The following is a 12,933-nucleotide window of genomic DNA, read 5'->3' on the forward strand; positions in this document are numbered from 1 at the left end:
AAACGCCTCCGGCGCGCGCCTCAGATCGCCCGCGCGATGGAGAGGAAATCGGCCGCCTTCAGGCTCGCCCCGCCCACCAGGGCGCCATCCACATCGGGCACCGCCAGCAGGGTCGCGGCATTGTCCGGCTTCACCGAGCCGCCGTAGAGGATGCGGACGCCGGCGGCCTCGGCACCGAATCGCTCAGTGAGCACCCTGCGGATGGTCGCATGCACCTCGGCCACATCCGCGGGCGTGGGCGTGCGGCCGGAGCCGATGGCCCAGATGGGCTCATAGGCGACCACGAGATTCGCAGCGCCCGCGCCCTCGGGAATCGACTGGCGCACCTGCCGCGTCACCACGGCGGCGGCCTCCCCGGCCTCGCGCTCCGCCAGCGTCTCGCCCACGCACACCACCGGCAGCAGGCCGGCGCGCCACGCCGCCTTCACCTTGGCATTGACGATGGCATCGCCCTCGCCATGGTCCGCGCGCCGCTCGGAATGGCCGACGATGACGGCCACGGCGCCCGCGTCCTTCAGCATCTCGGCGGAGATGTCGCCGGTGTGGGCACCGGCGGCGTTGAAGTGGCAATCCTGCCCGCCCAGCATGATCGGGCTGCCGGCGACATCGGCGGCGAAGCCCGCCAGCAGGGTGGCCGGCAGGCACACCAGAATGTCGGCCTTGGCCTGAAGGGCGGCATCGAGCCCCGCCACGATGCCCCGCAGCTCGCTCTTGGCGGCGCGCAATCCGTTCATCTTCCAATTGCCGGCGATGAGGATACGGCGGGCGGCGGGCATGGGCATCTCCGAGGGCGTGTCGTTGGGTCGTTGTCGTCCGCCCGTCACGTAGCAGAGCGCGCAAGAGCCCGCAAACGGGCGCAATTGCGTGGTGAAGCGCCGTTGCGGGGCCCCCTGCCCCTCCCTATGATGCGCCGCTTCCGCGCCGGCCCCGCCCGCGCCTATCGAACGAATGGACGATGGTACTTCAGACTCTCCGCAAGGGTGCTTCCGGCTGGATCGCCAAGATCTTCCTTATCCTGCTCACGCTCAGCTTCGTGGTCTGGGGCATCGCCGACGTGTTTCGCGGCTTCGGTGCCAGCACCGTGGCCACCGTCGGGGGCACGGACATTCCCGCGGCCGATTACCGCAACGCGTTCATGGAGCAGGTGCAGCGCATCGGCCGCAGCACGGGCAAGGGCCTGACCACCGAGCAGGCGCGCGCGTTCGGCCTCGACCGGCAGGTGCTGAACCAGATGATCGCCGACGCCACCCTCGACGAGGAGGCCCGGCGCCTGGGCCTTGCGGTGGGCGACGCGCAGATCGCCAAGGCCATTCAGGACAATCCCAACTACCGCCGCCCCGGCGCCGATAGCTTCGACCCGGCCTATTTCGACCAGCTGCTGCGGGCCAACGGCCTCACCGAGCAGCGCTTCGTGGCCAGCGAGAAGAAACGCGCCCTGCGCGAGCAGGTCATCGATGGGCTCGGCGACGGAATCGCTGCGCCGAAGGTGCTGCTCGACGCCCTGCACCGCTACGAGGGCGAGCTGCGGAACGTCTCCTACATCCTGGTGACGCCGGCGGCGGCCGGCGACCTGCCCGCCCCCACGGATGCCGCGCTCCAGGCCTTTTTCGGTGCCCACAAGGTGGCTTTCCGCGCGCCGGAATACCGCAAGGTCTCGGTGCTGGCGCTGACGCCCCAGGCTCTGGCGGGCGCCCTCACCGTCACCGATGCGGAGGCGCGCGCCGCCTATGACCGCGACATCGCCCGTTTCGGCACGCCCGAGCGGCGCGAGGTGCAGCAGATCGTCTTCACCAAGCCCGAGGACGCGGCCGCAGCGGTTGCGAAGATCAAGGCCGGCGCGAGCTTCGCTGAGATCGCCGCCGCCGAGGGACTCACCGCGAAGGACACGGATCTCGGCCTCGTGGCCAAGTCCGGCATCATCGATCCCAAGATCGCCGACGCGGCCTTCGCCCTGGCCGACGGGGCAACCAGCGAGCCGGTCGCGGGCCGATTCGGCGCGGCCCTGGTGCATGTCGCCAGGATCGAGCCGGGCACTACCCGCCCCTTCGACGAGGTGAAGGGCGAGCTGACGCAGGAGCTGGCGCTGGCCAAGGCGCGGCGCGAACTGCTCGACAAGCACGACGCGGTGGAGGACGAGCGCGCCTCCGGTGCCACCCTCGCGGAGACCGCGCAGAAGCTCGGCCTCAAGCTCCAGGTGTTCGACGCCGTGGACCGTTCCGGCCGCGATGCGCAGGGCAATCCCGTGGACGTGCCCGGCGGCCAGGAGGTCATCGCCGGCGCCTTCGCGTCCGCGCCGGGCGTGGAGACCGACACGGTGCAGCTTCCGCAGAACGGCGGCTTCATCTGGTATGAGACCAATGCCATCACCCCCTCCCGCGATCGCACCTTCGAGGAGGCCAAGGCGGCGGTGACCGCCCGCTGGACCGAGGATGAAACCGCCAAGGCGGTAGCGGCCAAGGCCAAGGCCCTGCTCGCCAAGGCCGAGGCCGGAACGCCCCTCGCCCAGGTGGCCGGCGAGGCCGACCTGCCGATCCAGATGGCCGACGGGCTGCGCCGCGGCCGCGCGGACGGCAGCTTCTCGGCCGAGAGCCTTGATACGGTGTTCGACGCCAAGGATGGCGGCTTCGGCGAGGCGGCTGCCTCCAAGGCGCCGGAGCGCATCGTGTTCCAGGTCACCAAGGTCATGGTGCCGCCGCCCACCGAGGTGGATGCGCGCATGGCGCAGGATCTTACCCGGCAGATCCAGAATGACGTGCTGATGCAGTATCTCGGCGGGCTGCAAAAGCAGATCGGCGTGCGGATCAACCAGCGCGCCTATGCCCAGTCCGTCGGCGCGCAGGCCAACTGAGGCGGAGGGAGAGATGAACGCACCCTCCGACTTCGAGCTTTTCGCTGCCCGCTACCTCAAGGGCGAGGCGCAGGTGGTTTCCACCACCCTGGTGGCGGATCTGGAGACACCTGTTTCCGCTTTCCTGAAGCTCGCCGGCGAGCTGCCGAACGCCTTCCTGCTGGAATCGGTGGAAGGCGGCCAGGCCCGCGGCCGCTACTCCATGATCGGGCTGAAGCCCGACCTTCTCTTCCGCGTGCGCGGCGATCTCGCCGAGATCAACCGCGCGCCAGAGGCGGACGAGGAGGCGTTTGCGCCGTGCGCCGAGGCGCCGCTGAAGGCGCTGCGCGCGCTGCTGGCCGAATCCGCCATCGACCTGCCGGAAGGCGCCCCGCCCATGGCCGCCGGCGTGTTCGGCTACCTCGGCTACGACATGGTGCGCCAGATGGAGCGGCTGCCCGCCGCCAAGCCCAGCGTCATGGGCGTGCCGGATGCCCTGCTGATCCGCCCCACCATCATGGTGGTGTTCGATTCGGTGAAGGACGAGCTGACCGCCGTCACTCCCGTTCGCCCCAACGCCGGCGTTTCGCCCCGGGCCGCCTATGAAGCGGCGCTCGACCGGATCGATGCCGTGGTGCGGGCGCTCGAAGGCGCCGTGGCCCATCCGGCGCCGGAGCCCTTCCACGGCGCCGTGGAAGCCTCCTCCAACACCACCCCGGCGGAATATCGCGCCATGGTGGAGAAGGCGAAGGAATATATCCGCGCGGGCGACATCTTCCAGGTGGTGCTCTCCCAGCGCTTCGAGAGCCCCTTCACCCTGCCGCCTTTTTCGCTCTACCGGGCCCTGCGGCGGGTCAATCCCGCGCCTTTCCTCGTGTATTTCAATTTCGCCGGCTTTTCGCTGGTCTGTTCCAGCCCCGAGATCCTGGTGCGGCTGCGCGCGGGCAAGGTGACCATTCGCCCCATTGCCGGCACCCGCCGCCGCGGCGCCACGCCGGGCGAGGACGAAGCACTGGCGCGCGAGTTGCTGGACGATCCCAAGGAGCGCTCCGAGCACCTCATGCTCCTCGACCTCGGACGCAACGACGTGGGCCGCGTCTCGAAGGTCGGCACCGTCAGCGTCACCGACAGCTTCTTCATCGAGCGCTACAGCCAGGTGATGCACATCGTCTCCAACGTGGAAGGCGAGCTTGCCCCCGGTTGCGATGCGCTGGACGCCCTCGCGGCAGGCTTCCCGGCGGGCACCGTCTCCGGCGCGCCGAAGGTGCGGGCCATGCAGATCATCGACGAGCTGGAGCGCGACAGCCGGGGCATTTACGCCGGCGCTATCGGCTATTTCGGCGCCAACGGCGAGATGGATACCTGCATCGTCCTGCGCACCGCGGTGGTGAAGGACGGCCGCATGTATGTGCAGGCGGGTGCAGGCATCGTCTACGATTCGGTGCCGGAGAATGAGCAGCAGGAGTGCGTGAACAAGGCCAAGGCCCTGTTCCGCGCGGGCGAGGAGGCCGTGCGCTTCGCGGCCACCGCAAGCAAGGGCCAGTGATGCCGGGCGCCCGCGAGCTCGCCTCGCGGGTTATGCTCGAGGCAACGCGGCGCTGAGCGAAATGCAATCGGCACCGGTCAGGGCCGGCGTCGATTGCATGAGATACGAGGACGGGGCTCGGGCACCCGCTTGCAATTTCGCAAAAATTTTTTAAAAACAAGCACTTAAAGTGCAGAGCTAACATCGCACACGAACGGGTGGCGATGAATTCATGAGCCCGTATTCGTAGCGCCGGGCACCGCGACCGACCCTCAGCCGCGCCCCGAATGGGCGGACAGATCAGTGATGCTCGGCCTCTCGCCGGTCAGCGGGTTGTCCGGGTCCCAGGCGTAGGTCAGCGTCTCGAAGCGCATGTCGGTGGCGTCTATCATCAGCAGGCGGCCGACCAGCCCCTCCCCGAATCCGACGATGGCGCGGATGACCTCCAGCGCCACGATGGAGCCGGCGATGCCCGCCAGGGCCCCCAACACGCCGGCTTCCGCGCAGGCGGGGACGAGGCCGGGCGGCGGCGGCTCCGGGAACAGGCAGCGGTAGGTGGGGTTCGGAGCCCCATCCGGCCGCCGCTCGTGGGCGCGGATGGTGGTGACGGTGGCATCGAAGGCGCCGAGCGCCGCCGTGACCAACGGCTTGCCCGCCAACACGCAGGCATCGGACACGAGATACCGGGTCGCGAAATTGTCCGAGCCATCCACCACCAGGTCCGCCGCGGCGATGAGGGCGGATGCGTTTTCCGCGTCGAGGCGTGCGGGGAACGTTTCCACCGCCACATGCGGGTTCAGCGCCGCTATGGCATCGCGCGCGCTGTCGGTCTTCGCCCGGCCGATGTCGGCAGTGCGGTGAATGACCTGACGCTGGAGATTGGAGAGCGAGACGGTGTCGTCGTCCACCAGGATCAGGCGGCCGATCCCCGCCGCCGCGAGATAGAGCAGCACCGGGGCGCCGAGGCCGCCGGCGCCCACCACCAGCACGCTCGCCGCCTTCAGCTTCTGCTGTCCGGGCCCGCCCACGTCGCGCAGGACGATGTGGCGGGCGTAGCGTTCGATTTCCTCGGTCGAGAAGGCCATGGCACGACCCCGCGCGCCCGGCCTCAGGAGGCCGGCGCGGAAAGCTTGGCGATGAGGGGCATCAGCGTGTTGTTCACCGCCTCCGCGGTGAGCGGGCCGACGAATTTGTGGACGATCACGCCGTTGCGGTCGAGCACGAAGGTCTCGGGCACCCCATAGACGCCCCAGTCTATGGCCGCGCGGCCCTTCGGGTCCACGCCCACGGCCGCGTAAGGCAGGCCGTATTGGCCGAGGAATCGGCGCGCGTTGTCGGGCGCATCCTTATAGTTGAGCCCGACGAGGCGCAGACGCGGGTCCTCCGCGATCTTCATCAGCAGCGGATGCTCCTCCCGGCAGGGGGCGCACCAGGAGGCCCACACGTTGACGAGGGTCGGCTTGCCTTTCAGCTCGGCCACGTCGAAGCCGGGCACGGGCGCGCCTGCGCGGTTGAGACCGGCCAGGGGCTCCAGCACCACCGCCGGGGCGGGGCGGCCGACGAGCGCCGACGGCACCCGCGAGGGATCGCCCCCTGTCTCCAGGCGCGAGAAGAAGAGAGCGGCCAGGGCCAGGAACAGCACCAGCGGCAGCGCCACCAGCCAGAGGCGTCGGCGCGGCGGCATCACGGGCGATTCGGGTGGTGTGGACATCGGATCGCTCATTTCGTGCCCACCAGCGGCTCGCCGCTGCCGGCGGCGGTGGCTGCGCTCGCGCGGGAGCGGCGGCGCAGGCCGCGCGCCTCCAGCTCGGCCAGGGTGCGCCGCTCATGGCGATAGGAGAGGAGCATCCACGCCGCGAGCAGTCCAAGCCCGAGAAGCGAGACGCCGTAGGCGGCGGCGATGAAGAAGGTGTGGCTCATGGGCAGTCCTAGGCCAGCGCCTCGGAGGCGGCGCGCGCCTCCAGCGCCTGCACGCGGCGGCGCAGGATCTCCGTGCGCATGCCCAGCATGTGGAGCGTGAGGAACAGCAGGGTGAAGCCGAACGCGCAGGTGAGCAGCGGCCACAGCAGGCTCGAATCGATGGTCGAGCCGCCCATGCGGAACACCGAGGCCGGCTGGTGCAGCGTGTTCCACCAGTCCACGGAGAACTTCACGATGGGCACGTTGATGAAGCCCACCAGGGTGAGCACCGCGGCCGCGCGGCCGGCGCGATTGGGGTCCTCGATGGCCGCGCGCAGCGCCATCAGGCCGAGATAGAGCAGCAGCAGCACCAGCATGGAGGTGAGCCGCGCATCCCACACCCAATAGGTGCCCCACATGGGCCTTCCCCAGAGCGATCCGGTGATGAGGCAAAGGGCGGTGAAGGTGGCGCCGATGGGCGCGGCGGCCTTGTGCGCCACGTCCGCCAGCGGATGCCGCCATACCAGAATGCCGATGGAGGATGCCGCCATCATGCTGTAGCCGAACATGCCCAGCCACGCGAACGGCACATGGATGTACATGATCTTCACCGTCTCGCCCTGCTGGTAGTCGGCCGGCGCGCGGAAGGCGAGCCAGAAGCCCACGGCGAGCACCAGCATCGCGGCCGCAGCCAGGAAAGGCAGCACGCGGGCCGAAAGGCTCAGGAAGCGAACCGGATTGGCGAGGTCGAGAAGCGGCATGAGAAACCTTCTAGAGCGCCCTTGCGGCGGAGGGAAGGTGCATGCCGGTGGCCGCGCGGTCGCAGGGCTCGCGGATCGCGGCGGAAACCGGGCGCAGCGCTTGACGTTCGCTATATCTATAAGAATATAACGTTTGAGGGCTTATCTCCTCGAACTCCGTGGTGGGAGTTACACGACCAGCAGGACGCCGGGCGCGGGATGCCGTGCCCGGCGTCGTCGCATCGGCCGCTCGCGCTCAGGCATGGGCCCAGTCCGCGGCCTCCACCCGCGCAGGCGGAGCCTCGGAACGCTGCCGGGCATGGCGCAGCAGCGCGGCCGCAAGAGGTGGAGGCGGATCACGGTCCGAGATCACGAGAACCATGGTGGATCGCCACTCCGGCTCCACGAGCTCCAGCACGGCCGTGCCCGCCGGCAGGTCCATGGCGTCGAGATAGGTGTGGGGCACGATGGAGGCCCAGCCGCCTGCCTGCACCTGAGACCATGCCGCCGGAAAATCCGCCACCTCGAGGCGTGGCTGCGCGGTCTGGCCCACGCGCGCCAATACGATGTCGATCACCCTGCGGGTTTCGGTGTCGGGCGTCAGCAGGCACAGCGGGTGTTTCAGCGCCTCGGCCCAGGGCATGCCGCCCGAGGCGCCGCGCTGCAGCATGCCGCGTGTGGAAACGAAGACATAGCGTTCGTCATAAAGCGCGGTACCCCGCACGCGGCCGAGCGGATCGAGCGTGCTCAATGTCACGGCGGCATCCACCTCACGCTGATCGAGGCTGCGCTGGACCGTGGCCGCTGCGAGCGGAAGGAGCTGCACCCGCACCTCGGGGTAGCGCGCGCAGAAGCTGTTCACCAGCGCCGAGAGCGCGGGCATGGCGGACGCCACCGCACCGATGCGCAGCACGCCACACAGGCCCGCCGAGGCGCCGGAAAGCTCCTGCATGAGGCCGTCGTAATCAGCCACCATGCGCCGCGCCCAGGCCAGCACGCGCTCTCCATCGTCGGTGAGGCCGAGGAAGCGATGGGAGCGGATGACCAGGGGCAAGCCCAGTTCCTCTTCCAGGCGCCGGATTCCGGCTGAAAGGGTGGGCTGGGAAACCCTGCAGGCCCCGGCCGCCCGCCCGAAGTGTCCCTCGCGAGCCACCGCCACGAGATACTGCAGTTGCCGGACGAACATGTGCTCCATTCCCGTGCCGTGTCGCGACAACGTTATATGCGAATAGGAATAGCGACAAGGCGTGCCGGCATTTGTTAGAGTGGCCCGGCAGGGCCGCCGCGCGTGGCGGGCCCCGCCGGCGGGAAGGCACAATGGCGTCTCTGAGCGTGAGAATTGACCTGAAACCCGGCAGTCGCATCGGGCCGGGGAAGATCGAGCTGCTGGAGAAGATCGCCGCCTTCGGCTCCATCTCCGCCGCCGGCCGCGCCATGAACATGTCCTACCGCCGGGCCTGGGAGCTGGTGGAGGAGATGAACAAATTGTTCCCCTCCCCGCTCGTTTCCGCCCGCACCGGCGGCAAGCACGGCGGCGGCACCGCGCTGACCCCGCTCGGCCTTGCCGTGGTCACGCGGTACCGCGCCATCGAGCAGGCGGCGACGGAGGCGGCGCGCCAGCACCTCTCCGCCCTTCAAGAGGAACTGGCGCACGCCCAGCCCGCCGAGGACACCGAGCGACGCGCCTGAGCTGGCGCTAGCCGCGCGCGGCCCGCAGCGCGGCGGCGGCGGCCACCGGCCCCAGCACCACGGCGAACAGCGCCAGCCCCACCAGCACCCGGAACGGCGTGCCGAACGGCACCGGGCCGGTCACCGCCGCGGAGGTGGCCGCGACCGCGAAGATGAGCACGGGGATGGTGAGGGGAATCACCAGCACCGCGATCAGCAGCCCACCCCGCCGGAACGCCCCGGCGAACGCCGCGCCCACGAGCCCGAGGAAGGTGACCGCCGGCGTTCCCACCAGAAGGGTGAGCACCGCGGCGCCGATGGCCGGCGGCTCCAGGTTCAGCATCAGCGCCAGCGCCGGCGCCGAGACCACCAGCGGCAGGCCGGTGGCGATCCAGTGGGCGAGGCCCTTGGCGGCGGCGGTCAGCTCCAGCGGCATGGCGGAAAGGGTGAGGGCATCGAGGGAACCGTCCTCGGCGTCGGCCGCGAACAGCCGCTCCAGGCCGATCAGGCTCGCCAGCAGGGCGCCGATCCAGAGAATGGCGGGACCGATGCGCGCCAGCAGCACCAGGTCCGGCCCCACGGCGAATGGCACCACGGTGATGACCGAGAGGAAGAACACCACGCCGAGCCCCGCCCCGCCGCCGGAGCCCAGGGACAAGGCGAGATCGCGCCGCACCACGGCCAGGAAGGCGCTCATCATGCGTCGAACTCCCCGCTTGCCGGAGCGAGGGCGCGCCCGGAGAGGTTCAAGCCGTCGATGTCGCCAAGATCGAGCGGCGCATGGGTGGCGGCGACCAGGATTCCCCCGGCATACAGATGTGCGCGACCGAATGCCGCAAACTGGGCCTGGGCCTTCACGTCGAGCGCGGTGGTGGGCTCGTCGAGGATCCAGATGGGCCGCTGCGAAACCAGCAGGCGGGCGATGGCGAGCCGCCGCTTCTGCCCGGCCGAAAGCACCGAGGCCCGCAGCCGCCCGAGCCCGCCGAGCCCCACCTCGTCCAGCGCCTCCTCCACGGAAAATCCTGTAGGACCAAGAACCTGGCGCCAGAAATCGAGGTTCGCGGCGACCGTGAGCGCGCCCTTCACGGCATCGTCGTGACCGAGATAATGGAGGTGTTCGCGCAATCCCCCCTGCCCGTCCAGGCCGTCGCCGGACAGGCGCACCTTCCCGGCGCTCGGCGTGAGCAGCCCTGCCAGGATACGCAGCAGCGAGGACTTGCCGGCGCCGTTCGGCCCCGTGACCACCAGCGCGCGCCCGGCGGTGGCGCTCAGGTCAAGGTCTTGGAAAAGCAGCTTGAATCCACGTTGGCAGCTCAATTTCTCGCCCGAGAGGGCGGCGATGGAAAAGCCCGTCATGACCCCTGCTTTGGATGCATTGCGCATTCCCTCTTCTTAGCGCATGACCGCGCTTTGAAATGGCTCTATAAAGCGGCCGAACCGCACCTTTCGAGGTGGTGGGGTGCCGCTCCGACCACCTTTGATTATTGGCGTTGATCGTCATTACAACGGAGAGAACGCGCCGTGACATCCCTCGACAGCTTCAAGTGCCGCACCACCCTCAAGGTGGACGACCACGAATACGTCTATTACAGCCTTGAAGCCGCGGAGAAGAACGGGCTCGAGGGGATTTCCCGCCTGCCCTTCTCCATGAAGGTGCTCCTTGAGAACCTGCTGCGCTTCGAAGACGGCCGCTCGGTCACCAAGGACGACATCATCTCGGTCGCCGACTGGCTGAACAACAGGGGCAAGGCGGAGAAGGAAATCGCCTATCGTCCCGCCCGCGTGCTGATGCAGGACTTCACGGGCGTGCCGGCGGTGGTGGACCTCGCCGCCATGCGCGACGCCATGGTGGCCCTCGGCGGCGATCCGGCCAAGATCAACCCGCTGGTGCCGGTCGACCTCGTCATCGATCACTCCGTGATCGTGAACTTCTTCGGCTCCAACAGCGCGCTCGGCAAGAACGTCGAGGAAGAGTACAAGCAGAACCAGGAGCGCTACCGCTTCCTGAAGTGGGGCCAGAGCGCGTTCGACAACTTCCGCGTCGTCCCCCCCGGCACTGGCATCTGCCACCAGGTGAACGTCGAGTATCTCGCCCAGACCGTCTGGACCCGCGATGAGAAGATCGACGGCAAGAAGGTGGAGGTTGCATACCCGGACACACTGGTGGGCACCGACTCCCACACCACCATGGTGAACGGCCTGGGCGTGCTCGGCTGGGGCGTGGGCGGCATCGAGGCCGAGGCGGCCATGCTCGGCCAGCCCATCTCCATGCTCATTCCCGAGGTGATCGGCTTCAAGCTCGACGGCAAGCTGAAGGAAGGCATCACCGCCACCGACCTCGTGCTCACCGTCACCCAGATGCTCCGCAAGAAGGGCGTCGTGGGCAAGTTCGTGGAGTTCTACGGCCCCGGCCTGGAGCACCTCTCCCTCGCCGATCGCGCCACCATCGCCAACATGGCCCCCGAGTACGGCGCGACCTGCGGCTTCTTCCCGGTGGACAAGGAGACCATCGACTATCTCGATGAGACCGGCCGCAAGGACAGCCGCGTGAAGCTCGTCGAAAAGTACTCCAAGGCCCAGGGCATGTGGCGCAGGAAGGACACCCCCGATCCGGTGTTCACCGACTCGCTCGAGCTCGACCTCGATACCGTGCTGCCCTCCCTTGCCGGCCCGAAGCGCCCGCAGGACCGCGTGCTGCTCTCCGACGCCAAGACCGGCTTCCTCTCCGCCCTGGAAGGCGAGTTCAAGAAGCCCGGCGAAGCGGACAAGCGCGTGCCCGTGGCCGGCGCCGACTACACGGTGGGCCATGGCGACGTGGTGATCGCCGCCATCACCTCCTGCACCAACACCTCCAACCCCTCGGTGCTGATCGCGGCGGGCCTGCTCGCCAAGGCGGCGGTGAAGAAGGGCCTGACCTCCAAGCCGTGGGTCAAGACCTCACTCGCGCCCGGATCGCAGGTGGTGGAAGGCTACCTGAAGGCCTCCGGCCTGCAGGATGACCTGGACAAGCTGGGCTTCAACCTTGTGGGCTTCGGCTGCACCACCTGCATCGGCAATTCCGGCCCGCTGCCGGAGGCCATTTCCGAGGCGATCAACAAGAACGACCTCATCGCGGGCGCCGTCATCTCCGGCAACCGTAACTTCGAAGGCCGCGTGAACCCCGACGTGAAGGCGAACTACCTCGCCTCGCCGCCCCTGGTGGTGGCCTACGCGCTCGCCGGCTCGCTCCAGGTGGACCTCACCACCGAGCCGCTCGGCACCGACAAGGACGGCAAGCCCGTCTACCTGAAGGACATCTGGCCCTCCAACAAGGAGATCGCCGAGTACATCCGCGAGAACATCTCCAAGAAGATGTTCAAGGAAAAGTACTCCGACGTGTTCAAGGGTGACGCGCACTGGCAGAAGATCGAGGCGCCCACCGGCCAGACCTACTCCTGGCAGGATGCCTCGACCTATGTGCAGAACCCGCCCTACTTCGTGGGCCTGCAGAAGACCCCCGAGCCGGTGAAGGACATCATCGACGCCCGCGTCCTGGGCCTGTTCCTTGACTCCATCACCACCGACCACATCTCGCCGGCCGGCTCCATCAAGCAGGCCTCGCCGGCGGGCAAGTACCTGATCGACCATCAGGTGCGCCCGGTGGACTTCAACCAGTACGGCACCCGCCGCGGCAACCACGAAGTCATGATGCGCGGCACCTTCGCCAACATCCGCATCAAGAACCAGATGGTGCCCGGCGTGGAAGGCGGCGTGACCGTCCACTATCCGGATGGCGAGCAGCTCGCCATCTACGACGCGGCCATGAAGTACAAGACCGAAGGCGTGCCGCTGGTGGTGTTCGCCGGCAAGGAATACGGCACCGGCTCGTCGCGTGACTGGGCCGCCAAGGGCACCAAGCTGCTCGGCGTGCGCGCCGTGATCGCCCAGTCCTTCGAGCGCATCCACCGCTCGAACCTGGTCGGCATGGGCATCGTCCCGCTGGTGTTCAAGGACGGCGAGAGCTGGCAGACCCTCGGCATCAAGGGCGATGAGATCGTCACCCTCCAGGGCATCGAGGGTGACCTGAAGCCCCGCCAGACCCTGACCGCCGAGATCAAGTTTGCCGACGGCTCGGTGAAGAACGTCGACCTCATCTGCCGTATCGATACGCTGGATGAGCTCGACTACTTCCGCAACGGCGGCATCCTGCCCTACGTGCTGCGCTCGCTCGCGGCCTGATCCCGGCAGGATCGAACGAAAAAGGGCCGGCCCGGAGCGATCCGGGCCGGCTTTTT

The 12,933-nt window shown here is 68.5% G+C and carries 12 protein-coding genes; 4 read left to right on the top strand and 8 right to left on the bottom strand.

All coding sequences use genetic code 11. The features are described 5' to 3' along the window. Positions 1-20: 20 nt before the first annotated feature. Positions 21-776 carry a triose-phosphate isomerase gene (gene tpiA, locus V5F75_RS13910; protein ID WP_394037435.1) on the bottom strand — a complete coding sequence of 252 codons (756 nt, stop codon included), beginning with the start codon at positions 774-776 and terminating at the stop codon, positions 21-23. 179 nt (positions 777-955) lie between these two features. Between tpiA and V5F75_RS13915 the strand changes: the two genes are divergently transcribed. Together V5F75_RS13915 and trpE are read left to right on the top strand one after the other, a co-directional pair. Next, a complete protein-coding gene (locus tag V5F75_RS13915) occupies positions 956-2,848 on the top strand; it encodes a peptidylprolyl isomerase (protein ID WP_394037433.1) in 1,893 nt (630 codons plus the stop codon). A 13-nt stretch (positions 2,849-2,861) separates the two neighbouring features. Continuing rightward, positions 2,862-4,373 (top strand): anthranilate synthase component I, encoded by a 1,512-nt coding sequence (gene trpE / locus V5F75_RS13920; RefSeq protein ID WP_394037431.1) that lies wholly within the window; start codon positions 2,862-2,864, stop codon positions 4,371-4,373. A 251-nt stretch (positions 4,374-4,624) separates the two neighbouring features. Here the strand turns inward: trpE and V5F75_RS13925 are convergent, their stop codons facing one another. The 5 genes from V5F75_RS13925 to V5F75_RS13945 all read right to left on the bottom strand — a co-directional run bounded on the left by V5F75_RS13925 (position 4,625) and on the right by V5F75_RS13945 (position 8,177). Continuing rightward, the gene (locus tag V5F75_RS13925) at positions 4,625-5,437 is read right to left on the bottom strand and encodes a HesA/MoeB/ThiF family protein (RefSeq protein ID WP_394037429.1); all 813 of its coding nucleotides are present in this window, start codon (positions 5,435-5,437) and stop codon (positions 4,625-4,627) included. 23 nt (positions 5,438-5,460) lie between these two features. Beyond that, positions 5,461-6,063, bottom strand: a complete 603-nt coding sequence (locus tag V5F75_RS13930) for a DsbE family thiol:disulfide interchange protein (protein WP_394037428.1) — start codon at positions 6,061-6,063, stop codon at positions 5,461-5,463. 8 nt (positions 6,064-6,071) lie between these two features. Further along, on the bottom strand, positions 6,072-6,272 hold the full coding sequence (gene ccmD, locus V5F75_RS13935) for a heme exporter protein CcmD (protein WP_394037426.1): 201 nt from the start codon (positions 6,270-6,272) through the stop codon (positions 6,072-6,074). Positions 6,273-6,280: 8 nt separating this feature from the next. After that, positions 6,281-7,012 (bottom strand): heme ABC transporter permease, encoded by a 732-nt coding sequence (locus tag V5F75_RS13940; RefSeq protein WP_394037424.1) that lies wholly within the window; start codon positions 7,010-7,012, stop codon positions 6,281-6,283. Positions 7,013-7,247: 235 nt separating this feature from the next. Further along, a complete protein-coding gene (locus V5F75_RS13945; RefSeq protein WP_394037422.1) occupies positions 7,248-8,177 on the bottom strand; it encodes a LysR family transcriptional regulator in 930 nt (309 codons plus the stop codon). Between the two features lie 131 nt (positions 8,178-8,308). On the opposite strand from V5F75_RS13945, the gene V5F75_RS13950 reads away from it, so the two are divergent. Then, on the top strand, positions 8,309-8,680 hold the full coding sequence (locus tag V5F75_RS13950; RefSeq protein ID WP_394037420.1) for a winged helix-turn-helix domain-containing protein: 372 nt from the start codon (positions 8,309-8,311) through the stop codon (positions 8,678-8,680). Positions 8,681-8,687: 7 nt separating this feature from the next. On the opposite strand, the gene ccmB is transcribed toward V5F75_RS13950, so the two are convergent. Continuing rightward, positions 8,688-9,356, bottom strand: coding sequence for a heme exporter protein CcmB (ccmB, locus tag V5F75_RS13955; RefSeq protein ID WP_394037449.1), 669 nt, complete (start codon positions 9,354-9,356; stop codon positions 8,688-8,690). Continuing rightward, positions 9,356-10,042: a heme ABC exporter ATP-binding protein CcmA gene (gene ccmA, locus V5F75_RS13960; RefSeq protein WP_509212078.1), complete on the bottom strand. Its 687-nt coding sequence runs from the start codon at positions 10,040-10,042 to the stop codon at positions 9,356-9,358. Before ccmA ends, ccmB begins: the two co-directional genes overlap by 1 nt. Positions 10,043-10,180: 138 nt before the next feature. Here ccmA and acnA point away from each other — a divergent pair, with 138 nt between their 5' ends. Next, the gene (acnA, locus tag V5F75_RS13965; RefSeq protein ID WP_394037416.1) at positions 10,181-12,877 is read left to right on the top strand and encodes an aconitate hydratase AcnA; all 2,697 of its coding nucleotides are present in this window, start codon (positions 10,181-10,183) and stop codon (positions 12,875-12,877) included. The last annotated feature ends 56 nt before the right edge of the window (positions 12,878-12,933 follow it).

Origin of the sequence: Xanthobacter albus (assembly GCF_043194895.2) — a bacterium.
Taxonomy (GTDB): Bacteria; Pseudomonadota; Alphaproteobacteria; order Rhizobiales; family Xanthobacteraceae; genus Xanthobacter.